At 72.0% G+C, this 23091-nt stretch carries 21 protein-coding genes and 2 tRNA genes; 15 read left to right on the top strand and 8 right to left on the bottom strand.

Annotation, left to right across the window (positions count from 1 at the left end; translation table 11 throughout):
• Positions 1-27 precede the first annotated feature (27 nt).
• The 3 genes from ACFYX4_RS38140 to ACFYX4_RS38130 all read left to right on the top strand — a co-directional run bounded on the left by ACFYX4_RS38140 (position 28) and on the right by ACFYX4_RS38130 (position 2431).
• A tRNA-Met gene (locus ACFYX4_RS38140) sits at positions 28-101 on the top strand.
• A gap of 207 nt (positions 102-308) precedes the next feature.
• Positions 309-2234: a tetratricopeptide repeat protein gene (locus ACFYX4_RS38135; protein WP_389344004.1), complete on the top strand. Its 1926-nt coding sequence runs from the start codon at positions 309-311 to the stop codon at positions 2232-2234.
• A gap of 123 nt (positions 2235-2357) precedes the next feature.
• Positions 2358-2431, top strand: a tRNA-Met gene (locus ACFYX4_RS38130).
• A 222-nt stretch (positions 2432-2653) separates the two neighbouring features.
• On the opposite strand, the gene ACFYX4_RS38125 is transcribed toward ACFYX4_RS38130, so the two are convergent.
• Positions 2654-3070: a Fur family transcriptional regulator gene (locus ACFYX4_RS38125; RefSeq protein ID WP_389344002.1), complete on the bottom strand. Its 417-nt coding sequence runs from the start codon at positions 3068-3070 to the stop codon at positions 2654-2656.
• Positions 3071-3277: 207 nt separating this feature from the next.
• Between ACFYX4_RS38125 and katG the strand changes: the two genes are divergently transcribed.
• A complete protein-coding gene (gene katG, locus ACFYX4_RS38120; RefSeq protein ID WP_389344000.1) occupies positions 3278-5494 on the top strand; it encodes a catalase/peroxidase HPI in 2217 nt (738 codons plus the stop codon).
• Between the two features lie 87 nt (positions 5495-5581).
• Here the strand turns inward: katG and ACFYX4_RS38115 are convergent, their stop codons facing one another.
• Together ACFYX4_RS38115 and hisN are read right to left on the bottom strand one after the other, a co-directional pair.
• Complete coding sequence (locus ACFYX4_RS38115; RefSeq protein WP_389343998.1) at positions 5582-5974, bottom strand: cyclic nucleotide-binding/CBS domain-containing protein; 393 nt, start codon at positions 5972-5974, stop codon at positions 5582-5584.
• A gap of 156 nt (positions 5975-6130) precedes the next feature.
• Entirely contained in the window at positions 6131-6931 is an 801-nt protein-coding gene (gene hisN / locus ACFYX4_RS38110) for a histidinol-phosphatase (protein WP_389343996.1), read from the bottom strand.
• Between the two features lie 293 nt (positions 6932-7224).
• Here hisN and ACFYX4_RS38105 point away from each other — a divergent pair, with 293 nt between their 5' ends.
• Positions 7225-7833 (top strand): TetR/AcrR family transcriptional regulator, encoded by a 609-nt coding sequence (locus ACFYX4_RS38105; RefSeq protein ID WP_389343994.1) that lies wholly within the window; start codon positions 7225-7227, stop codon positions 7831-7833.
• Between the two features lie 11 nt (positions 7834-7844).
• Here ACFYX4_RS38105 and ACFYX4_RS38100 read toward each other — a convergent pair whose 3' ends face one another.
• From ACFYX4_RS38100 to ACFYX4_RS38085, 4 genes are all read right to left on the bottom strand, one after another.
• The gene (locus ACFYX4_RS38100) at positions 7845-8168 is read right to left on the bottom strand and encodes a DMT family transporter (protein WP_389343992.1); all 324 of its coding nucleotides are present in this window, start codon (positions 8166-8168) and stop codon (positions 7845-7847) included.
• 76 nt (positions 8169-8244) lie between these two features.
• Complete coding sequence (rsgA, locus tag ACFYX4_RS38095) at positions 8245-9255, bottom strand: ribosome small subunit-dependent GTPase A (protein ID WP_389343990.1); 1011 nt, start codon at positions 9253-9255, stop codon at positions 8245-8247.
• A 10-nt stretch (positions 9256-9265) separates the two neighbouring features.
• Positions 9266-10606 (bottom strand): 3-phosphoshikimate 1-carboxyvinyltransferase, encoded by a 1341-nt coding sequence (gene aroA / locus ACFYX4_RS38090; RefSeq protein ID WP_389343988.1) that lies wholly within the window; start codon positions 10604-10606, stop codon positions 9266-9268.
• A gap of 90 nt (positions 10607-10696) precedes the next feature.
• Positions 10697-11419 carry a M50 family metallopeptidase gene (locus tag ACFYX4_RS38085; protein WP_389343986.1) on the bottom strand — a complete coding sequence of 241 codons (723 nt, stop codon included), beginning with the start codon at positions 11417-11419 and terminating at the stop codon, positions 10697-10699.
• A gap of 49 nt (positions 11420-11468) precedes the next feature.
• On the opposite strand from ACFYX4_RS38085, the gene ACFYX4_RS38080 reads away from it, so the two are divergent.
• From ACFYX4_RS38080 to ACFYX4_RS38035, 10 genes are all read left to right on the top strand, one after another.
• Positions 11469-12284: an SOS response-associated peptidase gene (locus ACFYX4_RS38080; protein ID WP_389343984.1), complete on the top strand. Its 816-nt coding sequence runs from the start codon at positions 11469-11471 to the stop codon at positions 12282-12284.
• 97 nt (positions 12285-12381) lie between these two features.
• Entirely contained in the window at positions 12382-13011 is a 630-nt protein-coding gene (locus ACFYX4_RS38075; RefSeq protein WP_389344070.1) for an alpha/beta family hydrolase, read from the top strand.
• Between the two features lie 303 nt (positions 13012-13314).
• On the top strand, positions 13315-14010 hold the full coding sequence (gene sigR / locus ACFYX4_RS38070) for an RNA polymerase sigma factor SigR (RefSeq protein ID WP_389344068.1): 696 nt from the start codon (positions 13315-13317) through the stop codon (positions 14008-14010).
• Entirely contained in the window at positions 14007-14309 is a 303-nt protein-coding gene (gene rsrA / locus ACFYX4_RS38065) for a mycothiol system anti-sigma-R factor (RefSeq protein WP_389343982.1), read from the top strand. The genes sigR and rsrA overlap by 4 nt, the downstream gene beginning before the upstream one ends.
• 158 nt (positions 14310-14467) lie before the next feature.
• Complete coding sequence (locus ACFYX4_RS38060; protein WP_389343980.1) at positions 14468-15874, top strand: HD-GYP domain-containing protein; 1407 nt, start codon at positions 14468-14470, stop codon at positions 15872-15874.
• Positions 15875-15894: 20 nt separating this feature from the next.
• Complete coding sequence (locus ACFYX4_RS38055; RefSeq protein ID WP_389344066.1) at positions 15895-17181, top strand: HD-GYP domain-containing protein; 1287 nt, start codon at positions 15895-15897, stop codon at positions 17179-17181.
• 105 nt (positions 17182-17286) lie between these two features.
• Positions 17287-18267, top strand: a complete 981-nt coding sequence (locus tag ACFYX4_RS38050; RefSeq protein ID WP_389343978.1) for a tetratricopeptide repeat protein — start codon at positions 17287-17289, stop codon at positions 18265-18267.
• Positions 18268-18330: 63 nt separating this feature from the next.
• Complete coding sequence (def, locus tag ACFYX4_RS38045; protein WP_389343976.1) at positions 18331-18981, top strand: peptide deformylase; 651 nt, start codon at positions 18331-18333, stop codon at positions 18979-18981.
• 275 nt (positions 18982-19256) lie between these two features.
• Positions 19257-20354 carry an epi-isozizaene synthase gene (gene cyc1 / locus ACFYX4_RS38040; RefSeq protein ID WP_389343974.1) on the top strand — a complete coding sequence of 366 codons (1098 nt, stop codon included), beginning with the start codon at positions 19257-19259 and terminating at the stop codon, positions 20352-20354.
• Complete coding sequence (locus ACFYX4_RS38035) at positions 20351-21766, top strand: cytochrome P450 (RefSeq protein ID WP_389343972.1); 1416 nt, start codon at positions 20351-20353, stop codon at positions 21764-21766. Before cyc1 ends, ACFYX4_RS38035 begins: the two co-directional genes overlap by 4 nt.
• Before the next feature lie 52 nt (positions 21767-21818).
• Here the strand turns inward: ACFYX4_RS38035 and ACFYX4_RS38030 are convergent, their stop codons facing one another.
• Positions 21819-22781, bottom strand: coding sequence for a GlxA family transcriptional regulator (locus ACFYX4_RS38030; protein ID WP_389343970.1), 963 nt, complete (start codon positions 22779-22781; stop codon positions 21819-21821).
• Between the last annotated feature and the right edge of the window lie 310 nt (positions 22782-23091).

The following is a 23091-nucleotide window of genomic DNA, read 5'->3' as shown; positions in this document are numbered from 1 at the left end:
GCGCCGTGATACGGTTGTGGAACACGGCGCGGGGTGGAGCAGCTCGGTAGCTCGCTGGGCTCATAACCCAGAGGTCGCAGGTTCAAATCCTGTCCCCGCTACTGAAAACGAAGGCCCGGATCCTCAAGAGGATCCGGGCCTTCGTGGTGTGCGAACGCATGTGCTCGGGACTTCTACCGCCGTGCCGCCTCGGGGAGTTGGGGGTAACTGTGTTTGACTTGTCTCTCTGTGGGCATGTCGACAAAACGCTGAAGTGACCTTACGGGCCGCGGTATACCAGGTGTACCCGGGTTGCAGGTGGTGCGACGATGGACGTTATGGGGGACAAGGCAACTCTGTTCGAGACAGGGCGATTTGTGCAGCCTTCCCATGGGGAGGCCGCCCCGGACCGGAGCCGGGGCGAGAACCGGGACGAACGCGGCGGCGAACACCGCGACGACACCCGGGACGAACACCGCGACGAACACCGGGACGAGACGGTGGAGGCCGTCGAGGAAGCCCGCCGGCGACTGGCCGCAGAGGCCGGTGACGTCGAGGCGATGAGCGTCCTCGGGGCCCTGCTGCTGCGCCGCGGCGACCTCGACGGAGCCGAACCCCATCTGCGTGCCGCCACCGCGGCGGGCGACCGCGCTGCCGCCAACAACCTCGGCGTCCTCCTCCACCAGCGTGGCTACCCCGACGACGCCGCCGGCTGGTGGCGGGTCGCCGCCGTCGCCGGCTCCTCGGCCGCCGCGCACGCGCTCGGCCGCCACCACCGCGAGCGCGGCGACGAGCCCGCCGCCGAGTACTGGCTGCGCCAGTCCGCCGAGCAGGGGCACGTGCTGGGCGCGTACGCCCTGGCCGACCTGCTGGAGCACCGCGCGGACCCGGCCGCCGAGCGCTGGATGCGGGCCGCGGCGGAACGCGGGCACCGTGAGGCGGCGTACCGTCTCGCGCGCGCCCTCGACCGCAAGGACAACCGGGCGACGGACGCCCGGACCGTCGACGGCGACAGAGGCGCGGACGCCGACGGTGTCTCCCCGTCGGCGTCGCCGGAGGCCGAGCAGTGGTACCGGCAGGCCGCCGCGCGCGGCCACCGGCGGGCCGCGCTGCACCTCGGGACGATCCTGGAGAAGCGCGGCGACCTCAAGGAGGCCGGACGCTGGTACCTCACGTCCGCCAAGGACGGCGAGCCCCGCGCCGCTTGCGCGCTGGGATTCCTGCTGCGCGACGCCGGCGACACCGAGAACGCGGCCGTGTGGTGGCTGCGGGCCGCCCAGGACGGCGACGGCAACGCGGCCAACGCGCTGGGCGCGCTCTACGCCGAGCGCGGTCAGACCCAGACCGCGGAGCGCTGGTACCGGGCCGCGATGGACGCCGGCGACGACAACGGCGCGTACAACCTCGGGCTGCTGTGCGCCGAGCAGAGCCGCACCGCGCAGGCCGAGCAGTGGTACCGGCGCGCCGCGTACGCCGGGCACCGGGAGGCGGCCAACGCGCTCGCCATCCTGCTGCTCCAGGGCGGGGACACGGCCGGCGCCGAACCGTGGTTCTCCAAGGCCGCGGAGGCCGGCAGCGTCGACGCCGCGTTCAACCTGGGGATCCTGTTCGCAGGGCGGGGCGAGGACGTCGTGGCGCTGCGCTGGTACGAGCGGGCGGCTGCGGCCGGGCACACCGAGGCCGCGCTCCAGGTCGGCATGGCCCGGCTGCGGGAAGGCGACGAGCAAGGGGCCGAACGGCATCTGCGGTGCGCCGCGGGCGGGGGCAGCGCGGAGGCCGCGTACCGGCTGGCGGCCGTGCTGGACGCGCGACGGCCGCCGCAGCCCGCGCACGAGCTCGGGGAGACCGTGCACGAGAAGACCGAGTGCGAGGAGTGGTACGAGCGGGCGGCCTCCCAGGGGCACCGGCGGGCGCAGGTTCGGGTCGGGATGCTGGCCGCCGGGCGGGGCGACGTCGTGGAGGCGGCGCGCTGGTACCGGGAGGCGGCGGAGGCCGGCTCGCGCAACGGCGCGTTCAACCTGGGGCTGCTGCTGGCCCGCGAGGGGAGCGAGCCGGAGGCGGCCGTGTGGTGGACGCGGGCGGCCGACGCGGGGCACGGGCGGGCGGCGTTGCGGCTGGCCCTCGTCTACGCGCGTCGGGGTGAGCTGGCGGAGGGGCAGCGGTGGGCCGACCGGGCGGTGTCGTTGGGGCCGGGCGAGGTCGCGGAACGGGCGGCGCGCCTGCGGGACGCGCTGCGGGAGGAGCTGTCGGCCTAGCGGAGGCCTGGCGTCCGGGTCATGCCGCGGGGGCGGGGCGGGGGCGGGGCAGGGGCGAGAACGGGCCTCGCGTTAATGGATTTGCCTCTGCCCGCCCCTCTCACGTAACGTTGCATTCATCGACGCGGGGTGGAGCAGCTCGGTAGCTCGCTGGGCTCATAACCCAGAGGTCGCAGGTTCAAATCCTGTCCCCGCTACTGAAGGCCGAGGGCCGGAATCCGATGGATTCCGGCCCTCGGCCTTTTTGCGCCTGTCTCACGAAATCTCCTCGCAGAGTACGTGCGGTCGTGGAGTGACACAGGTTGAATGAGGGAGTGACTCGGGTCGCACGAGAGCAGCGCGAGGGTGGGCAGCACGAAGCCCCCGCCCTCGTCGGTGAGGGCAGGGGCTCGGAGGGCAGGGGCTCAGGGGCGTGTGCGCTAGGCCGCCGCGCAGTTGGGGCAGACGCCTCGGTAGGTCATCTCGACGTCCGAGACGGTGAAGCCGAAGCGCTCGGAGTCGGGCAGGTCCGCCAGCGGGTTGCCGCTCGGGTGGACGTCGCGGATCGCGCCGCACTGCGCGCACACCAGGTGGTGGTGCGGGCGGTGAGCGTTCGGGTCGTACCGCTTGGCGCGCTTGTCGGTGGCGACTTCGAGCACCTCGCCGAGCGAGACCAGCTCGCCCAGCGTGTTGTAGACGGTCGCCCGGGAGATCTCGGGCAGCTTGGCGACGGCCCGCGCGTGGACCTCGTCGGCCGTCAGGTGGACATGATCGCCGTCGAGGACCTCTGCCACGACGCGCCGCTGCGCGGTCAACCGCCAGCCGCGCCCGCGCAGCCGTTCCAGAAGGTCACTCATACAGACCAGCCTAACAGCAAGGGGGACCAGGTCCCGAACGTGTGTGACTTTGGAGCGTCACTTGACTTAGACATTGTCCATTGTAGGATCGGAATCGGCTTTGGCCAAGCGACAGGAACAGCAGGAAGTGACGTCGGCACCATGAGCGAATCCCAGGCCGCCCACCGTTCCTGAGCACCGTGATCCGCCTAGTTTCGAAGGATTCCCATGACTGAGAACCACGACGCGATCGTCACCGACGAGAAGCCGGCGGAGACCGGCGGCTGCCCCGTCGCGCACGGGCGGGCCGCGCACCCGACTCAGGGCGGCGGAAACCGCCAGTGGTGGCCGGATCGCCTCAATCTGAAGATCCTTGCCAAGAACCCCGCCGTGGCCAACCCGCTCGGTGAGGCGTTCGACTACGCCGAAGCCTTCAAGAACCTCGACCTGGCGGCCGTGAAGCAGGACATCGCCGAGGTGCTGACCACCTCTCAGGACTGGTGGCCCGCCGACTTCGGCAACTACGGCCCGCTGATGATCCGTATGGCCTGGCACAGCGCCGGCACCTACCGGATCAGCGACGGCCGAGGCGGCGCCGGCGCCGGTCAGCAGCGCTTCGCCCCCCTCAACAGCTGGCCGGACAACGCCAACCTGGACAAGGCCCGCCGTCTGCTGTGGCCGGTCAAGAAGAAGTACGGCCAGAGCATCTCCTGGGCCGACCTCATGATCCTCACGGGCAACGTCGCGCTGGAGCAGATGGGCTTCGAGACCTTCGGCTTCGGTGGCGGCCGCGCGGACGTCTGGGAGGCCGAGGAGGACGTCTACTGGGGCCCCGAGACCACCTGGCTCGACGACCAGCGCTACTCCGGCGACCGCGAGCTGGAGAGCCCGCTCGGCGCCGTCCAGATGGGCCTCATCTACGTCAACCCCGAGGGCCCCAACGGCAACCCGGACCCGATCGCCGCGGCCCGTGACATCCGCGAGACGTTCCGCCGCATGGCGATGAACGACGAGGAGACGGTCGCCCTGATCGCCGGCGGTCACACCTTCGGCAAGACCCACGGCGCCGGCCCGGCCGACCACGTCGGCGACGACCCCGAGGCCGCCTCTCTGGAGGACCAGGGCCTGGGCTGGAAGAGCACCTACGGCACCGGCAAGGGCGGCGACGCCATCACCTCCGGCCTGGAGGTCACCTGGACCGCCACGCCGACGCAGTGGAGCAACGGCTTCTTCAAGAACCTGTTCGAGTACGAGTACGAGCTGACGGAGTCCCCGGCCGGCGCCAAGCAGTGGGTGGCCAAGAACGCCGAGGCGATCATCCCGGACGCGCACGACTCGTCGAAGAAGCACCTCCCGACGATGCTCACCACCGACCTGTCGCTGCGCTTCGACCCGATCTACGAGCAGATCTCGCGCCGCTTCTACGAGAACCCCGACCAGTTCGCGGACGCCTTCGCCCGCGCCTGGTACAAGCTGACCCACCGTGACATGGGCCCGAAGTCGCTGTACCTCGGCCCGGAGGTCCCGCAGGAGACCCTGCTGTGGCAGGACCCGCTGCCGCAGGCCGAGGGCGAGACCATCGACGCGGCCGATGTGGCGGCGCTCAAGGCCAAGCTGCTCGCCTCGGGTCTGACCGTCTCGCAGCTGGTGTCCACCGCGTGGGCGTCGGCCTCCACCTTCCGCTCCAGCGACAAGCGCGGCGGCGCGAACGGCGCCCGTATCCGCCTGGAGCCGCAGCGCGGCTGGGAGGTCAACAACCCGGACGACCTGCGTCACGTCCTGACCGTCCTGGAGGGCGTCCAGGCCGAGTTCAACTCCGGCGCCAAGAAGGTCTCCCTGGCCGACCTGATCGTGCTCGGCGGCGCCGCCGCGGTCGAGAAGGCCGCCAAGGACGCCGGTCACGACGTCGAGGTGCCCTTCACCCCCGGCCGCGTGGACGCGACCGAGGAGCACACGGACGCCGAGTCGTTCGCCGCACTGGAGCCGACGGCCGACGGCTTCCGCAACTACCAGGGCAAGGGCAACCGCCTCCCCGCCGAGTACCTGCTGCTCGACAAGGCGAACCTGCTCTCGCTGAGCGCGCCCGAGCTGACCGTCCTCGTCGGCGGCCTGCGTGTCCTGGGCGCCAACCACGCCCAGTCCTCGCACGGCGTCCTCACCGACAAGCCGGGCACGCTGACCAACGACTTCTTCGTCAACCTGCTCGACCTGGGCACGACCTGGAAGTCCACGTCCGCCGACCAGACCCTCTTCGAGGGCCGTGACGCGGACACCGGCGAGCTGAAGTGGACCGGCACGCGTGCCGACCTCGTCTTCGGGTCCAACTCCGAGCTGCGCGCCGTCGCCGAGGTGTACGCCAGCGACGACGCGAAGGAGAAGTTCGTCAACGACTTCGTCGCCGCCTGGGTCAAGGTCTCCAACCTGGACCGGTTCGACCTCGTCTGATCAGTGCCGTGAGCGGACGGGCCGGATTCCCTTCGGGGAGTCCGGCCCGTCCGTGTGTCCGGGGCGCCCGGAGCGCCCCGGGCGCGCTCAGGCCGGGACCTGCTGGCGGGCGGGCGCCCAGCAGCGGATGATGTCGCGCACCGAGACGATGCCCACCGGTTCGCCGCGGTCGAGGACGACGAGGTGGCGGAAGCCCCCGTGCGCCATCGCGCGGGCCGCCTCCTCCAGCGTCCAGGTCGGGGCGGCGAAGACGACGTCGTCGGTGGTGTGGCTGTGGGTGGGTTCCGTGTCCGGGTTCTGGCCCAGGCCGACGGAGTTGAGGATGTCCCGCTCGGTGAGGATGCCTATGCCGCCGGCGTCCGGGTCGAGGACGATCGCCGCGCCGACGCGGCGTGCGGACATCAGTGCGGCGGCCTGTCGGAGGGTGTGTGCGGGGCCGATGGTCAGGACCACCGTGCTCATGGCGTCGCGGACGAGCATGGGCTGGAGCCACCTCCTAAGAATCCCCGGTAAAGGAGATTCACATGTTCACAAGTGGGGGTGCTGTCAGCGTGGCAGGTAAAGTGCGGGTCAACAAGGGGGCGCGCGTGGTCAATTGAGGGCGCACGCGCTCATCTGTTGTCCGCCGGGCAGGCCTCAGTGACGCTGGTTCAGATACGTCAGCAGCTCGTCGTGGAGCAGGCCGTTCGACGCGGCGGCGTTGCCGCTGTGCGGGCCGGGGCGGCCGTCGAGGCCGGTGAAGGAGCCGCCGGCCTCCGTCACGACGATCGCGGGGGCCGCCATGTCCCAGAGGGACAGCTCCGGTTCGGCGCAGAGGTCCACCGAGCCCTCGGCGACCATCATGTACGGCCAGAAGTCGCCGTACGCGCGCGTGCGCCAGACCTGTCGGGTGAGGTCGAGGAAGCCGTTCAGCTTGCCCTGCTCCTCCCAGCCGCTCAGCGAGGAGTACGCGAAGGAGGCGTCGGAGAGCTTCGGGACGCGGGAGACCTGGAGGCGGCCGGCGGAGGACAGGCTGCGGCCCGCGAACGCGCCGTGGCCCTTCGCGGCCCACCAGCGGCGGCCGAGGGCGGGGGCGGAGACGAGGCCGACGACGGGCTGGAAGCCGCCCTCGCCCGCCTCCATGAGCGAGATGAGGGTGGCCCAGACGGGCACGCCCCGTACGTAGTTCTTGGTGCCGTCGATCGGGTCGATCACCCAGCGGCGGGGGCCGGTGCCCTCGACGCCGTACTCCTCGCCGAGGATCGCGTCGCGGGGGCGGGCGCGCTGGAGCTGGCCGCGGATGAGTTCCTCGGCGGCCTTGTCGGCCTCGCTCACCGGCGTCATGTCCGGTTTGGTCTCCACCTTGAGGTCGAGGGCCTTGAAGCGGTCCATGGTCGCGGCGTCGGCGGCGTCGGCGAGGACATGGGCGAGGCGGAGATCGTCAAGGTAGTCCGGCATGTAACGAACCTATCTGCCGAGGTGGCGGACGGGCCACCGGGGGTGCGGGCGCCGCGCGGACGGGGACGGCGGGGTCGAGGAGGCCGAATATCCGGGCGTCCGCGGTGCGCTTGGGGCCGGTGGGGCTGGGTAGGCGTCGTGGGTCGGGTGGGGTTCGCCGCCCGGCGGGCAAGCACGACGTCTACCCCCTCAACGTTCATGGCCGGCACGCACCCCCACCTCCCCCGCACACCCTTGACAGTGCATCCCCGCGCGTCAAACCTGGGCGCAGAGCCGCTCGCCCCAGGGAGGCGATGATGCCTGCTGCCCGGGAATCCCTACTGGACGCCGCTTTCACGGCGCTCACGCGACGGTCGTGGGCCGCGGTGCGGATGGTGGACGTCGCCGCGGCGGCCGGGGTGTCCCGGCAGACCCTCTACAACGAGTTCGGCAGCAAGGACGGGCTCGCGCGGGCGCTCGTCAGGCGCGAGGCCGACGGGTATCTCGCCGGCGTCGAACGCGCGCTGTCCCTGCACGGCGACGCCCGCGAGCGGCTCACCGCCGCCGCCGAGTGGACGACCAACGTCGCCCGCGGCAATCCGCTCGTACGGGCCATGCTCACCGGCTGCTGGAGCGAGCGCCTGCCCTCCCCGACGCTCTCCGCGGTGCCCTCCTCCTCCGCCGTGCCCGCGCAGCGGCGGGCGGACGGGCCGCTTCCCTCGCCCGGGGACCTGGTGGCGGGCGTCCGCGACCGTGCCGTGGCCGCCCTCGCCGCACCGGGCGCCGCCCTGGACACCGCCGAGCTCTCCCGCACCTGCGAACTGGCCGTACGGCTGGCGATGTCCTGCGTGGCGGCCCCGCCGGGCGAGGGGGGCGTCGCGGAACTGGTGCGGGGAGTCCTGCACCGCCAGCCGGCGATGTGACCGATCCCCGGCTAGTGCGCCGACCCCGACAGCTGCAAGCCGATCACCCCGGTGATCACCAGGGTGATCGAGACGATCTTCAGGGTCGACACCAGGTCGCCGAGGAAGACCATGCCGTAGATCGCGGTGCCCGCCGCGCCGATGCCGGTCCACACCGCGTACGCGGGGCCGACGTCCAGCTTCTTCAGCGCCAGGGTCAGCAGGCCGAAGCTGCCGAGGGCGAAGACGCAGAAGGCGATCGTCGGCCAGAGCCGTGTGAAGCCGTGCGACAGCTTCAGGCAGACGGCGAAGCCGGTCTCGAGCAGTCCCGCGACGATGACCAGCAGCCACGCCATGTGCTGTCCTCCCGTATGTGCGGCTCGGTGCGATTATGCACTTACCGAACTCACGTGCCGACAAACAACGCGGAGGTCAGTCGCCCTCCGTGCGTTCCCGCGTCGACAGCAGCCGGCGCAGCGAGTACAGCCGCGCCGGATCGGCGTGGCCCTCGGCCACCCACGCGTCCAGCGCGCAGTCCTGCTCGTCGTGGCTGCACGCGCGCGGGCAGCCCGCCGTCCCCGGCTCCAGGTCCGGGAAGGCGTTGATCACCCGGGACGGGTCGATGTGGGCGAGCCCGAAGGACCGGACGCCCGGGGTGTCGATGACCCAGTCGTCCGTGCCCTGGAGGGGCAGGGCCAGGGCCGACGTCGTCGTGTGGCGGCCACGGCCGGTCACCGCGTTGACGTGGCCCGTCAGACGCCGCCGCTCCTCCGGGACCAGCGCGTTGACCAGGGTCGTCTTGCCGACGCCGGAGTGGCCCACGAACGCCGTGATCCGCCCGGTCAGATAGGCGCGCACCCGGTCCGCCGAGTCGCCGTTCTCCAGTTCGTCGCGGCTGGTCACCACGTACGGGATGTCGAGGTCGCCGTACAGCTCCAGCAGCTTGTCCGGGGCGGCGAGGTCCGACTTCGTCATGACCAGCAGCGGTTCAAGACCGCCGTCGTAGGCCGCGACCAGGCACCGGTCGATCAGCCGCGGACGGGGCTCCGGATCGGCCAGGGCGGTGACGATCGCGAGCTGGTCGGCGTTGGCGACCACCACCCGCTCGTACGGGTCGTCGTCGTCCGCCGTGCGGCGCAGCACCGAGGTGCGCTCCTCGATGCGGACGATGCGCGCGAGGGTGTCCTTCTTGCCGGACAGATCGCCGACCAGGGCGACCCGGTCGCCCACGATCGCGGCCTTGCGGCCCAGCTCGCGGGCCTTCATCGCCATGACGATCCGCCCGTCGACGAGACAGGTGAGCCGCCCGCGGTCGACGGTGAGGACCATGCCCTCGGCGGCGTCCTCGTGTTTGGGCCGGATGTGCGTACGCGGCCGGTTGCCCTTGCGGTTCGGGCGGCTGCGGATGTCGTCCTCGTCGGTGTGCTTGCCGTAGCGGCGCATGGCGAAGTCCCTATGCCCCGAGCATTCCGGTCCACAGCTCCGGGAAGTCCGGCAGCGTCTTCGCCGTCGTCGCCACGTTCTCGATCTGCACGCCCTCCACCGCCAGTCCGATGATCGCGCCGGCCGTCGCCATACGGTGGTCGTCGTAGGTGTGGAACACCCCGCCGTGCAGCCGGCGCGGGCGGATGTGGAGGCCGTCGGCGGTCTCGGTGACGTCGCCGCCGAGCTCGTTGATCTCCTTCGTCAGCGCGGCCAGCCGGTCCGTCTCGTGCAGGCGCAGATGGGCGACGCCCCGCAGGGTGGAGGGGGAGTCCGCGAGGGCGGCGACCGCCGCGACGCCGGGCGTCAGCTCGCCGACGTCGCCCAGGTCGACGTCGATGCCGTGGACCGAGCCCGTCCCGGTGAAGACCAGGCCGTACTCGGTCAGCTCGCAGGAACCACCCATCTCGGTGAAGATCTCCCGCAGCCGGTCGCCCGGCTGGGTGGTGTGGGACGGCCAGTCCGGGATCAGCACCCGGCCGCCGGTCACCAGCGCCGCCGCCAGGAACGGCTGCGCGTTGGACAGGTCCGGCTCGATCGTCAGGTCCCGGCCGAGCAGCGCGCCCGGCGTGACCCGCCAGACGTTCGGCTCGCCGCCCGACTCCGGGGTGTCCACCTGGGCGCCGACCGCGCGCAGCATGTCGACGGTCATCCGGATGTGCGGCACGGAGGGGAGGGAGGCGCCGGTGTGCCGGACCTCCACGCCCTGGTTGAAGCGCGGTCCGGACAGCAGCAGCGCCGAGACGAACTGCGAGGACGACGACGCGTCGATCTCCACCGGGCCGCCGTCCAGCGCGCCCCCGCCGTGCACCGTCAGCGGCAGCGCGCCGCGCCCGTCGTCGTCGATCCGGGCGCCCAGCACGCGCAGCGCGTCGATGACGCCGTTCAGGGGGCGCTCGTAGGAGCGGGGGTCGCCGTCGAAGCGGACGGGACCGTCGGCGAGCGCGGCGACCGGCGGCAGGAACCGCATCACCGTGCCGGCGTTGCCGACGTCGACCGTGGCCGGGCCGCGCAGCCCCGCGGGCAGGACGCGCCAGGCCTCGCCGGCGCCGCCGGGCCCGCCCGGGACCGACGAGCTGGACGACACCGTCTCCTCGATGCCGACGCCCATCGCGCGCAGGGCGCCCGCCATCAGCAGGGTGTCCCGGGAGCGCAGGGGGCGGCGCAGCCAGCCCGGCTCGGAGGCGAGCGCGGCCAGGACGAGGGCGCGGTTGGTGACCGACTTGGACCCCGGCACGTGGACCGTCGCGTCGACGGCTCCGCTCGCGTGCGGGGCGGGCCAGAGGGCGGTGTGGGCGGGGTTCACGGGCATGCGCCCACTTTAGTCGCCGCCGGACCGCCCCGACGTTCGCGAGGACCGCCCCGCACCCTCACGGGGCGTACGGCGAGCGGGCCGGTGGCGCTACAGCCGCAGCAGCCACCGGCCGCCGCCCAGCAGCGAGCACAGGCTCACCGCGTGGAACAGGAAGAACCACAGGGCCGCCGGGACGTGCGTCAGCCGGGACAGCTGGTCCGCGTCCGAGTCGCCCGCCCCGCCGCGCGCCCGCTTCGCCTGGAGTTCGAACGCCGGCCGGACCCCGCCCAGCAGCAGGAACCACACCACCGCGTACGCGAACGCCGCCTGGACCTGGGGGCCCGCCAGCCAGGACACCACGAGGAACGTGCCGCCCGTGAGGATCACCGTCAGCGCCCCGTACGCGTTGCGGATCATCACCAGCATCACCAGCAGCAGCGCCGTCGCCGCCCACAGCAGCAGCGTGATGCGGCCCGCGCCCAGCAGCGAGGCGCCGCCGAGGCCGAGCAGCGGGGGAGCGGTGTAGCCGGCGGCGGCGGTGAGGATCATGCCGAGGCCGTGCGGCTTGCCCCGGCTGACGGTCAGACCGCTGGTGTCCGAGTGCAGGCGTATGCCGGTCAGCGTCCGGCCCGTCAGCAGGGCTATCAGTCCGTGACCCCCCTCGTGGGCGATGGTGATCGCGTTGCGGGAGATACGCCACAGAGTGTGGGGGACGACTATGGCGAGGGCTGCGCCCATGGTGGCCAGCACCACCCACAGATCGGGGTCGGGCTGGGTGCCGGTGAGCCGGTCCCACAGGTCGGGCAGCGCGGTGGCGGCGGTGCTGTCCATATTCCTTGGTGGCTCCCTGTCGTCTTCGGAGTCTGGCAGTGTGGCACGTATGTGCGGACGGTATGCAGCGAGTCGCAGGCCCGAGGATCTCGCAGGAATCTTTGAGATCGAGAAGTGGGAGCCCGAGGAGACGTTGGCGCCCGATTTCAACGTGGCCCCCACCAAGGAGGTCTACGCCGTCCTGGACCGTCCTCTGAAGGACGTGGCCGACCCGAGCCCGGTTCGTCAGCTGCGGAAGCTGAAGTGGGGCCTGGTCCCGTCCTGGTCGAAGACCCCCGAGGGCGGCGCCCGGATGATCAACGCGCGCGCGGAGACCGTCCACGAGAAGCCGTCCTACCGCCGCGCCTTCTCCTCCCGGCGCTGCATCCTGCCCGCCGACGGCTACTACGAGTGGGTCACCGGACAGCAGGAACGTGACCTGGAGGTCGAGGGGAAGAAGAAGCGGCCCCGCAAGCAGCCCTACTTCGTGCTCCCGGCCGACGGCTCGGTCTTCGCGATGGCCGGGCTGTACGAGTTCTGGCGGGACCGGACCCTGCCGGACGAGCACCCGCAGGCCTGGTGGGCGACCTGCTCGGTGATCACCACGGAGGCCGAGACCGGCCCGCTGGCCGTCGCCCCGGCCGACGGCCCGCACTCCCTGTCCGACATCCACCCCCGGATGCCCCTGATGCTCACCCCCGACCGCTGGGACGCCTGGCTGGACCCCGGCCGCACGGACGCCGAGGAGCTGCGCGCGCTGCTCACGCCCCCGCCCACCGGTCTGATGCGCGCCTATCCCGTCCCCACGGCCGTCAGCAACGTCCGCAACAACGGACCGGAGCTGCTGAAGGAGCTGGAGGGGCCCGAGGAGGGCACACTCTTCTGACGTGACGACCGACGAAAGCCCTGACGAGATCCCTGACAAGACCCCTGACGAGATCCCTGACGCGACCCCCGATGTGACGACCGATGTGACGACCGGCATGACGACGGAGACCGTCCCCACCGACGCGGGCGAGGCCCGCATCACCTGGCACCCGGCGAAGAAGCCGCGCCTGCTCCTCGCGGTGAGCCACGGCGCGGGCGGCGGCATCGAGGCGCGTGACCTCCAGGCCCTCGCGGCGGTCCTCCCCGGGCACGGCGTCACCGTCGCGCTCGTCGAGCAGCCCTGGCGGGTGGCCGGCAAGAAGGTGGCGCCCGCGCCGAAGACCCTGGACGTCGGCTGGCGCGGCATCTGGCCGGCGCTCGCGAAGCCCGGCCTGCCGGTGATCTCCGGCGGCCGGTCCGCCGGCGCCCGCGTCGCCTGCCGCACCGCCGCCGAACTCGGCGCCCGCGCCGTCCTCGCGCTCGGCTTCCCGCTCCACCCGCCGGGCAGGCCGGAGAAGTCCCGCGCCGCCGAACTGCTCGGCGCCGGGGCGCCCACGCTCGTCGTCCAGGGGGCCAACGACCCGTTCGGGAAGCCCGAGGAGTTCCCGCGGGGCGCTCACGAGCTCGTCGAGGTGCCCTACGGCGACCACGGGTTCGCCGTGCCCAAGCGGGCCGACGTCACCCAGGAGCAGGCCCTGCGGATCGTCACCGACGCCGTCGTCCAGTGGGCCGCGTCACTCCGCTGAGGCGTCCTCAGGGTAAAAATCAGGGAATGTTGCGGGGCGGGTCGCTGTTGAGCCCGACGGAAGCGCTGAACACGCAGCGCAGACGTCGTGGGAGAGGAAGTCCGCCGCATGGGTTCGACCTTGTGCCCCAGCCGCAGCAGCCGAGCTGACCTGGACTGGACGGTGCTGCACGCGGCCAGGACCGCACCGGTTCGCGAGGCGAAGGACGCGGTCGGGCAGAGCGCCCCGGCCGAGGGTCGTCTATCCTCCGATTCGAGTGGGACCGGACTCCGAATCGTCGGTCCCGCCCGCGATCTTGAGGAGGTGGGTCCGGTCACCGGTACCGACGCAGGGACCGACAACGGCCAGGCGGAGCGGCCCGAGGGCCAGGGCACGGGCGTGGAGACGAGCGCCGAGTCGACCGCCGAGCGCAGTGCGCGCTTCGAGCGGGACGCGCTGGAGTTCCTCGACCAGATGTACTCGGCCGCCCTGCGCATGACGCGCAACCCGGCCGACGCCGAGGACCTGGTGCAGGAGACCTACGCCAAGGCGTACGCGTCCTTCCACCAGTTCCGCGAAGGCACCAATCTCAAGGCCTGGCTGTACCGGATCCTGACCAACACGTTCATCAACTCGTACCGCAAGAAGCAGCGCGAACCCCAGCGCAGCGCGGCCGAAGAGATCGAGGACTGGCAGCTGGCGCGCGCCGAGTCGCACATGTCGACCGGTCTGCGCTCGGCCGAGTCGCAGGCGCTGGACCACCTGCCCGACTCGGACGTGAAGGAAGCGCTCCAGGCCATCCCCGAGGAATTCCGCATCGCCGTGTACCTCGCGGACGTCGAGGGCTTTGCGTACAAGGAGATCGCGGACATCATGGGGACCCCCATCGGTACGGTGATGTCCCGGCTGCACCGGGGCCGCCGTCAGCTGCGCGGCATGCTCGAGGACTACGCCCGTGAGCGCGGGCTGGTCCCGGCCGGCGCCGGAGAGTCGAACGAAGCGAAAGGCTCGGGCTCATGAGCTGCGGAGAGCCGCACGAGACGGACTGCAGTGAGGTCCTCGACCATCTCTACGAGTTCCTCGACAGCGAGATGCCGGACCTCGACCGCGACAAGTTCAAGCAGCACTTCAGCGAGTGCTCGCCGTGCCTGGAGAAGTACGGGCTCGAAGAGGCCGTGAAAAAGCTGGTCAAGCGGTGCTGCGGTCATGACGACGTGCCGACCGACCTGCGGGCCAAGGTCCTCGGGCGGCTCGACCTGATCCGCTCCGGCCAGGCCGTGCCCGAGCACGACGTGACGGTCACGCCCCAGGAGTCCTGAGCGCTTCGGGATTCGCCGGGATTGCTGAGCGCGCCAGGCGTCTTGAGCGCCTTGCCGTCACCCGAATGTGCTAATCCGCGGGTGATAAGCCCACATCGCCACCCCTCGCCACCCTATGCTCCGGTGCCCGGACCAAGGTGTGGTCGGGGGAGGGCGACATGGACGCAGTTCCGGCGCGGGCGCGCGTGTACGTCGTCTGCGCCGCCCTCGGAGCCCTGCTCTGTCTGGTTCCGCCGTCCTGGCCGGCTCCTCCGCCCCCGGAACCGACGTCGTGGTGGGCGGTCCCGCTGCTCGCCGCGCTGTACGCCGGCGGTGAGCGGATCGCCCGCCGCCGGTTCGCCGGCACCTTCTACCCCGTGCTCCTCGCCGGGGCTTTCCTGCTGCCGCCGTCCGCCGCCGCGCTCGTCCCGCTGCCCGGCGCGCTGTTCTCCCTGGTCGAACAGCGGCCCTTCCTGCTGCGGCGGATCTGGCGGGCCGCCCATCTCGCGATCGGCGTGTGGGCCGCGGCCCGGGTGCACCGGGCGCTCGACGGAGGGGAAGCGGTCGTCGACTCCGACGTCCCCGGAGCCCTCCTGCCCGCCGGGGCCGCCGTGCTCGCGTTCTGCCTGGTGCTCGCCGTCCTGGACGGCGGGATCCTCGCGCTGGCCGAGGGGTTGCCGCCGCGCCGGGTGACGCGGGGGCTGTTCCTGCGGTCGCTCGCACCCGTAGGGGTGCACGGGCTGGCCGGGCTGATGATGGCCGTGCTGTGGCGCAGCCCCTACGGGCCGGTCGCCGCGCTGCTCGTGCTCTTCCCGATGGGCGTCTCCTGGTGGGTGTTCGCCCAGTACCACCAGGAGCGGGCCGCCCATCAGGCGACCATCCGCGCGCTGGTGCAGGCCGTCGACATCAAGGACGGCTACACCCGCGGGCACAGCGAACGCGTCGGACAGGCCTCGATGATGATCGCGCGCGAGCTGGGCATGGACGAGCGGCGGATCGAGACGATCCGGTTCGCCGGGATCCTGCACGACGTCGGCAAGCTCGGCGTCCCCACCCGGCTGCTGCGCAAGAGCGGGGCGCTGACGCCCGAGGAACGCCGCGTGATCGAGCTGCACCCCGAGTACGGGCACGAGATCACCCGGGGCATCGCCTTCCTCGGCGAGGCCCGCTCGGCCATCCTCCACCACCACGAACGGATGGACGGCAACGGCTACCCCTACGGGCTGGTGGGCAGCCAGATCCCCGAGTCCGCCCGGGTGGTGGCGGTCGCGGACGCCTTCGACGCGATGACCTCCACCCGCTGCTACAGCCGGGCGCGTCCGGTCGGCACGGCCCTGGAGGAACTGGAGCGGTGCGCGGGCTCGCACTTCGACCCGCGGATGGTGTCCGCGCTGGTCCGGGTGATCGCCCGCGACGGCTGGCACCCGGTGGTCACCGCCGACACCCCGCACGGAGCCGACACCCCGCACGGAGCCGACACCCCGCACGACCCCCCGGCACCGCCCGCCGCCCCCTCCGTCCCGTCCCCCGCCCCCTCCCTCTCCCCGGCCCGCCCGGAAGCACCCCGAGCGAGGCCCCGGCGATGAGCTCCCGTCGGTCCCTGACCATGCCGCACACCGCCACCGCGCCGCACACAGCCACCGCGCTGCACACCGCCGCCGCGCTCCTCGTCGTCGGCTCCCTCCTCGTCACGTTCCGCGACGGCGTCGAGGAGCGGCCCGTCGCCCTCGCCTTCGGCGTGCTCGTCGCCGTGGGGGAGCTCACCCTGCCCCGCTGCCGGTCGCGCTCGCACGGCGTCACCCCGGCGAGCGGGCCGGGGCTGCGGGAAGCCGCACCGCTCGGGGCCGCGGGCTCGTTGTCGTACGCGCTGCTCGGGGAGCACGCCGGGCAGGCCACGCACCACGGGCTCGCACAGGTCGTCTCCGTCGTGGCCGCCGCCTCCCTGCTCGGCAACGTGCCGCGTATCGCCCGCGGGGAGGGGCCGGTCCTCGACCACCTGGTCCGCCGCGTGCTGGCCGTGGGCTTCGCCGCCGTCTGCTTCCAACCCCTCTACAACAACGGGGCGTTCGAGACCTGGAGCGGCCCCGCGTACGCGCTGCTGCTGCTCGCGCTGCTCGTCCTCACCGCCCTGTGCGACGCCCTCGTCGCCGCCGTGCTCGCCCGCTCCCGCACCGGCTGGCCGTTCGCCCCGCTCCTGCGCGACGAGCTGCGCGGCCTGCCCGGGATCGGCACGGCCGTGTGCGCGACCGGCGCGGTCATGGCGCTCGCGGTGGCCGTCGTCGGACTGTGGGCGCTGCCGATGTTCTGTGTGCCGCTGCTGCTCACCCAGCTGTCCCTGCGCCGGTACGCCGCCGTGCGCGCCACCTACCGGCAGACCATCGCCTCCCTCGCCCGCGCCACCGAGATCGCCGGCTACACCCCGCCCGGGCACGCCCGCCGGGTCGCCGCCCTCAGCCTGGCCGTGGGCCGGGACCTCGGGTTCACCGAGCCCGAGCTGACCGTCCTGGAGTACGCGGCGCTGATGCACGACATCGGGCAGCTCAGCCTCGTCGACCCGGTCCCGGCGGGGGCCACGGCCGGGCTGCCGCCGGCGGAGCAGCGGCGGATCGCGCTGCTCGGCGGGGCCGTCGTCCGCCGGACCGGGGCGAACGCGCAGGTCGCGACGGTCGTGGAGCGGCAGGCCGACCCCTACCCCGAGCAGCCGCCGGCCGCGCGGATCGTCCGGGCGGTCAACGCCTACGAGGAGAAGGTGCGCGACGCCGGTCCCGGCGGGCCGCTGTCCGCGCTGGAGGAACTGCGGCTGGGCACGGGCGGGGAGTACGCTCCCGAAGTGGTCGAAGCGCTGGCCAGGGTGCTGTCGAAGGACTGTCTTACCCTGCCCGCCCCTGGGTAACCCATGGGTAATGAGCGTCCTCCCAGCCACACGTGGTTGGATGCGAGGGAGAGAGTGTCCGGGGGCACTGGCCAGCCCACATTTCGGAACTGGCAGGCGGGAATCGTGAGGATCTTCGGCAAGGGACGGCACCGGCCCTCCGCCTCCTGGCGGCAGGCCACCGACCGTGCGTTCACGCTCATCGGCGACGGCCGGTACGAGGACGCGGGCGCGCTGCTGACACGTGCCGCCGACCTGGAACCCTGGCTGTCGGAGTCCTGGTTCAACCTCGCCCTGCTGCACAAGTTCCGGCACGACTGGGAGCAGGCCCGCAGCGCCGGTCTGCGCGCGGTCGCCCTGCTCGACCGGGAGACCGGGGCCCCCGACTGGTGGAACGTCGGCATCGCGGCCACCGCCCTCCAGGACTGGCCGCTGGCCCGGCGCGCCTGGCAGGCCTACGGGTTGCGGGTGCCCGGCAACGTGACCGCCTCCGGCGAGCCCGTCGGCATGCAGCTGGGCAGCGCGGCCGTGCGGCTCTCGCCCGAGGGCGAGGCCGAGGTGGTGTGGGGGCGGCGGCTGGACCCGGCCCGGATCGAGGTGCTGTCGATCCCGCTGCCGTCGTCCGGGCGGCGCTGGGGCGAGGTCGTCCTGCACGACGGGGTGCCGCACGGGGAGCGGACGACGTCCACGGGACACGCGTACCCGGTGTTCGACGAGATCGAGCTGTGGGCGCCCTCTCCGGTGCCGACCTGGGTGGTGCTGCTGGAGGCGGCGACGGAGGCCGACCGCGACGCGCTGGAACAGCTCGCCGCAGACGCCGGGTTCGCGGCGGAGGACTGGTCGTCCTCGGTGCGGCTGCTGTGCCGTACGTGCTCGGAGTCCCGGATGCCGTCGGACGAGGGCGACGGGGAGCATCTCGACCCGCACGACCACAGCGAGCCGGGGCATCCCGGGCCGCTCGGGCACCGGACGAACGGGCAACTGTGGGTGCCGGAACGGGAATGCGGGGTGGCTGCGCCGGCTGGGCTGGTGAGGGGGTTGCTGGACGGGTGGGTCGCCGACAGCCCCGACTCCAGGGATTGGCGGGATCTGGAAGAGGTTTGCTGATCTCGCGGCCACGTACCCTGTATTCGCAACTTCACCCCGGTTTTGAGGAAGGCATCGTCGGTCATGGCGCAGCAGGACACCGATCAGCAGCACACGGGCGTGCTCCCCGTGGACGACGAGGGCTTCGTCATCGACGTCGAGGAGGCGGAGGAGCGCGAGCAGGCCTGGCGTGAGGCCGGGACCTCGCGGCCGATCACCGTGGTCGGCAACCCGGTGCTGCACAAGGAGTGCAAGGACGTCACCGAGTTCGGCGAGGAGCTCCGGCAGCTGGTGGCGGACATGTTCGCCTCGCAGCACACCGCCGAGGGCGTGGGCCTGGCCGCCAACCAGATCGGCGTCGACCTGAAGGTCTTCGTCTACGACTGCCCCGACGACGACGGCGTGCGGCACACCGGCGTGGTCTGCAACCCCAAGCTCGTCGAACTGCCCGCCGAGCAGCGCCGACTGGACGACAGCAACGAGGGCTGTCTGTCGGTGCCCACCGCGTACGCGCCGCTGGCCCGGCCGGACTACGCAGAGGTGACCGGCCAGGACGAGAAGGGCAACCCGATCAAGGTGCGCGGCACCGGCTACTTCGCTCGGTGTTTGCAGCACGAGACCGACCACCTGTACGGGTACCTCTACATCGACCGTCTCTCCAAGCGCGAACGCAAGGACGCCCTGCGGCAGATGGCCGAGAACGAGCCCCGCTACCCCGTGGTCGCCAACGGCTGAGCCCCGCCGCCCCCGTACGAGACGCCCGGCCCGGATCCCCTCCCGGCCGGGCGTCGTTCGTATGTCTGTCGCACGTTCGATCGCTTATGCACATCCGCTGATCCATAACCAGTCCCGCCGGGGTGGATTCGAAGCATGTCGGGGTAGTGAATGAAGCAAATTGGTTCCCAGAACGGTCAGTTGTAGTGCTGAATGGGAAGTGCGGGGATACGCAACGGCGCACGCCCGGCACAGCGGGAGGGGCGTGCGTCACTGGCGGCTGAGAGGGGTTGTTCGTGCCAGCTTTCCCATACAGCACCACATACCGCACCGCAGCGACGGGGACCGCGCTCGCGGTTCCTCCCTCGCTCTTCCTCCCGGTCATCGAGACGGCGTTTCCCCGGCGACTGCACCCGTATTGGCCCCGGTTGCAGGAGAAGACGCGCTCGTGGCTGCTGGAAAAGCGGCTGATGCCGGCCGACAAGGTCGCCGAATATGCCGACGGCCTGTGCTACACCGATCTGATGGCGGGCTACTACCTCGGAGCCCCCGACGAGGTGCTCCAGGCCATCGCCGACTACAGCGCGTGGTTCTTCGTCTGGGACGACCGGCACGACCGCGACGTCGTGCACGACCGGGCCGCCGACTGGTGGCAGTTGAGGTTCCGCTTACACGCGGCCCTGGACTCCCCCGCCGGTCACCTGCACCACGAGGACCCTCTGGTCGCCGGGCTCGCGGACAGCGCGGGCCGGCTGTTCTCCTTCCTGCCGGCGACGTGGAACGCGCGGTTCGCCCGGCACTTCCACACCGTGATCGAGGCGTACGACCGGGAATTCCGCAACCGCGTCGAAGGACGCATTCCCACCGTCGAGGAATACCTCGCCCTGCGTCGCCTCACCTTCGCCCACTGGATCTGGACCGATCTGCTGGAACCGGCCGCGGGACGCGAACTCCCCGACCCGGTGAGGAAACACCCGGCCTATCGGCGGGCCGCCCTGCTGAGTCAGGAATTCGCCGCCTGGTACAACGACCTCTGCTCGCTCCCCAAGGAAATAGCGGGAGACGAGGTGCACAATCTCGGAATCAGTCTCATCACCCATGAGGGACTGACTCTGGAAGAGGCGGTGAAAGAGGTCCGGCGGCGGGTCGAGGACTGTGTCTCCGAGTTCCTCGCGGTCGAGAAAGAGGTCTTACGGCTGGCCGACCGGCTCGCCGACGGGACGGTCCACGGCAAGGAATTGAGCATCGCCGTACGGGCCTGTCTCGGAAACATGCGGAACTGGTTCAGTTCCGTCTACTGGTTCCACCACGAGTCCGGCCGCTACATGGTCGACAGCTGGGACGACCGGTCCACACCCCCGTACGTCGACAACGAAGCGGCAGGTGAGCGATGACCGTCGAGTCGGTGAAGCCCGAACTCCCCGAAACCCCCGAAACCCCCGAGGCTCCCGAGACCCCCGAGGCCTCGGCGCTGCGGGAGCCGCCCCTGGCCGGCGGGAGGGTTCCGCTCCTCGGCCACGGCTGGCGGCTCGCCCGCGACCCGCTGGCGTTCATGAGCCGGCTGCGCGACCACGGCGACGTCGTCCGCATCAAGCTCGGCCCGAAGACGGTGTACGCCGTCACCGCCCCGGCCCTCACCGGGGCCCTGGCCCTCAGCCCGGACTACATCATCGCCGGGCCGCTGTGGGAGTCCCTGGAGGGCCTGCTCGGCAAGGAGGGCGTGGCCACCGCCAACGGCCCGCTCCACCGCCGTCAACGGCGCACCGTCCAGCCCGCGTTCCGCCTCGACGCCATCCCCGGCTACGGCCCGATCATGGAGGAGGAGACGCACGGGCTGGCCCGCCGGTGGCGGGACGGCGAGGTGGGCGAGGCGATCGACTGCACCTCGGAGTCGTTCCGCGTCGCGGTGCGCGTCGCCGCCCGCTGTCTGCTGCGCGGGCAGTTCATGGACGAGCGGGCCGAGCGGCTGTGCACCGCGCTCGCCAGCGTGTTCCAGGGCATGTACCACCGCATGGTGGTGCCGCTCGGACCGCTGTACCGGCTGCCGCTTCCGGCCAACCGTGAATTCAACCGCGCGCTGGCCGATTTGCATCTCCTGGTCGACGAGATCATCGCCGAACGCCGGGCATCCGGTCAAAGGCCGGACGATTTGCTGACGGCATTGCTCGAAGCGAAGGACGACAATGGCGACCCCATCGGGGAACAGGAGATCCACGACCAGGTCGTCGCGATACTCACCCCGGGCAGCGAAACCATCGCGTCCACGATCATGTCGTTGCTGCTGGTCCTCGCCGACCATCCGGAACACGCGGACAAAGTGCGCGCGGAGGTCCGGGCCGTAACCGGCGGCAGGCCCGTCGCATTCGACGACGTACGCAAGCTGACGCACACGAACAACGTCGTCGTCGAGGCGATGCGTTTGCTGCCCGCCGTATGGATATTGACGCGGCGTGCGGTCGCCGACACCGAACTCGGCGGGTATCGCATTCCGGCGGGCGCCGACATCGTGTACAGCCCGTACGCGATCCAGCGCGACCCGCGCTCCTACGAGCGGCATCTGGAGTTCGACCCCGACCGGTGGCGTCCGGAACGGTCGAAGGACATCCCCAAGTACGCGATGCGGCCGTTCAGCGTGGGGAACCGGAAGTGCCCCAGCGACCACTTCTCGATGGCCCTGCTCACGCTGGTCACCGCGGCGCTCGCGACGGCGTTCCGGTTCGAGCAGGTCCCCGGGTCCCAGGACGCGATCCGGATCGGCATCACCCTGCGCCCGCAGCGGCTGCGGCTGCGGCCCGTGCCACGCTGAACCGGCCTCCGCACCGGCGCGCGGTCACACCGGGCTCCGCACCGGCGCGCGGTCACGCGGCCTCGGGGCCGCGGAACGTGCGCCGGTAGGCGTTCGGGGTGGTGTCCAGCGCCCGCACGAACTGGTGCCGCAGCGCGGCCGCCGTGCCGAACCCGGCGCGCCAGGCGATCGCGTCGACCGTCTCGTCCGTCGCCTCCAGCAGGTGCTGGGCCAGCAGCACCCGCTGCCGCAGGAGCCAGCGGTAGGGGGTGGTGCCGGTCTCCTGCTGGAAGCGGCGGGCGAAGGTGCGCGGCGACATATGGGCGCGGGCCGCGAGCTGCTCGACCGTGACCTCCTGGTCGAGGTGCTGCTCCATCCACGCGAGCACCTCGCCGACGGTGTCGCAGGCCGAGCGGGGCAGCGGCCGTTCGATGTACTGGGCCTGGCCGCCGTCCCGGTGCGGCGGCACCACCATCCGGCGGGCGATCCGGTTGGCGACCTCGGGCCCCTGCTCCTTGCGCACCAGATGCAGACAGGCGTCGATGCCGGCGGCCGTGCCGGCCGAGGTGATCACCGGGTCGTCGTCGACGTAGAGCACGTCCGGCTCCACGGTCGTCCGGGGGTACTGCCGGGCCAGTTGCTCCGCGTGCCGCCAGTGCACCGAGCACCTGCGGCCGTCCAGGAGCCCGGCCGCCGCCAGGACGAACGCCCCCGAGCACACGCTGAGGACCCGCGCGCCCCGGTCCACGGCCCGGCGCAGCGCGTCCAGCAGCTCGGGCGGGTACTCCCGCACCGCGTAGGTGTCCCCGGCCGGCACGGCGATCAGATCGGCGGACTCCAGCCGCTCCAGCCCGTGTTCGGTGCCCAGGGTGAAGCCCGCGTGGGTGGTCAGCGTCGGCCCCTCGGCCGAGGCGACCGCGAAGTCGTAGACCGGCAGCCCCTCGTCGCTGCGGTCGATGCCGAACACCTCGCACACCACACCGAGTTCGAAGGGGTGCACTCCGTCGAGGAGGATCGCGGCCACGTTCTTCAGCATGCCGCCAGTGTGCCCCGGGAGTGGCAGGAAATTGAAGCCATACGGCAGTCCTGCCACTGTCAGGAGTGTCAGCTGCGGATGATGCTTACCTCATGAACGCACTCACCGCATACGTCCCGGTCCTGGTCCTCTTCCTCCTCCTCGCGGGTCCGGGGGGGGGGGGGGGGGGGGGGGGGGGGGGGGGGGGGGCGGGGCGGGGGCGGGGGGGGCGGGGGGGGCCGGGGGGGGCGGGGGGGGCGGGGGGGGCGGGGGGGGGGGGGTGCGGAGCGTTCGGCGGGGGCGGGCAGGGGCAGCAGCGACGGGGCGGCCC

Origin of the sequence: Streptomyces sp. NPDC002328, from assembly GCF_042890065.1 — a bacterium.
Classification (GTDB): domain Bacteria; phylum Actinomycetota; class Actinomycetes; order Streptomycetales; family Streptomycetaceae; genus Streptomyces.
The sequence above is the reverse complement of the archived record's forward strand: the minus strand, read 5'-3'. Positions and strand labels throughout refer to the sequence as shown.

Coding starts and splice junctions, on each gene's coding strand:
- rsrA (WP_389343982.1), top strand. CDS start 14,007: ATGAGCTGCGGAGAGCCGCACGAGACGGACTGCAGTGAGGTCCTCGAC.
- ACFYX4_RS38125 (WP_389344002.1), bottom strand. CDS start 3,070: ATGAGTGACCTTCTGGAACGGCTGCGCGGGCGCGGCTGGCGGTTGACC.
- ACFYX4_RS38030 (WP_389343970.1), bottom strand. CDS start 22,781: ATGCTGAAGAACGTGGCCGCGATCCTCCTCGACGGAGTGCACCCCTTC.
- ACFYX4_RS38100 (WP_389343992.1), bottom strand. CDS start 8,168: ATGGCGTGGCTGCTGGTCATCGTCGCGGGACTGCTCGAGACCGGCTTC.
- ACFYX4_RS38085 (WP_389343986.1), bottom strand. CDS start 11,419: ATGGACAGCACCGCCGCCACCGCGCTGCCCGACCTGTGGGACCGGCTC.
- ACFYX4_RS38115 (WP_389343998.1), bottom strand. CDS start 5,974: ATGCTCGTCCGCGACGCCATGAGCACGGTGGTCCTGACCATCGGCCCC.
- def (WP_389343976.1), top strand. CDS start 18,331: ATGGCGCAGCAGGACACCGATCAGCAGCACACGGGCGTGCTCCCCGTG.
- ACFYX4_RS38060 (WP_389343980.1), top strand. CDS start 14,468: ATGGACGCAGTTCCGGCGCGGGCGCGCGTGTACGTCGTCTGCGCCGCC.
- aroA (WP_389343988.1), bottom strand. CDS start 10,606: ATGCCCGTGAACCCCGCCCACACCGCCCTCTGGCCCGCCCCGCACGCG.
- ACFYX4_RS38035 (WP_389343972.1), top strand. CDS start 20,351: ATGACCGTCGAGTCGGTGAAGCCCGAACTCCCCGAAACCCCCGAAACC.
- rsgA (WP_389343990.1), bottom strand. CDS start 9,255: ATGCGCCGCTACGGCAAGCACACCGACGAGGACGACATCCGCAGCCGC.
- ACFYX4_RS38080 (WP_389343984.1), top strand. CDS start 11,469: ATGTGCGGACGGTATGCAGCGAGTCGCAGGCCCGAGGATCTCGCAGGA.
- ACFYX4_RS38075 (WP_389344070.1), top strand. CDS start 12,382: ATGACGACGGAGACCGTCCCCACCGACGCGGGCGAGGCCCGCATCACC.
- katG (WP_389344000.1), top strand. CDS start 3,278: ATGACTGAGAACCACGACGCGATCGTCACCGACGAGAAGCCGGCGGAG.
- hisN (WP_389343996.1), bottom strand. CDS start 6,931: ATGCCGGACTACCTTGACGATCTCCGCCTCGCCCATGTCCTCGCCGAC.
- ACFYX4_RS38055 (WP_389344066.1), top strand. CDS start 15,895: ATGCCGCACACCGCCACCGCGCCGCACACAGCCACCGCGCTGCACACC.
- ACFYX4_RS38135 (WP_389344004.1), top strand. CDS start 309: ATGGACGTTATGGGGGACAAGGCAACTCTGTTCGAGACAGGGCGATTT.
- ACFYX4_RS38105 (WP_389343994.1), top strand. CDS start 7,225: ATGATGCCTGCTGCCCGGGAATCCCTACTGGACGCCGCTTTCACGGCG.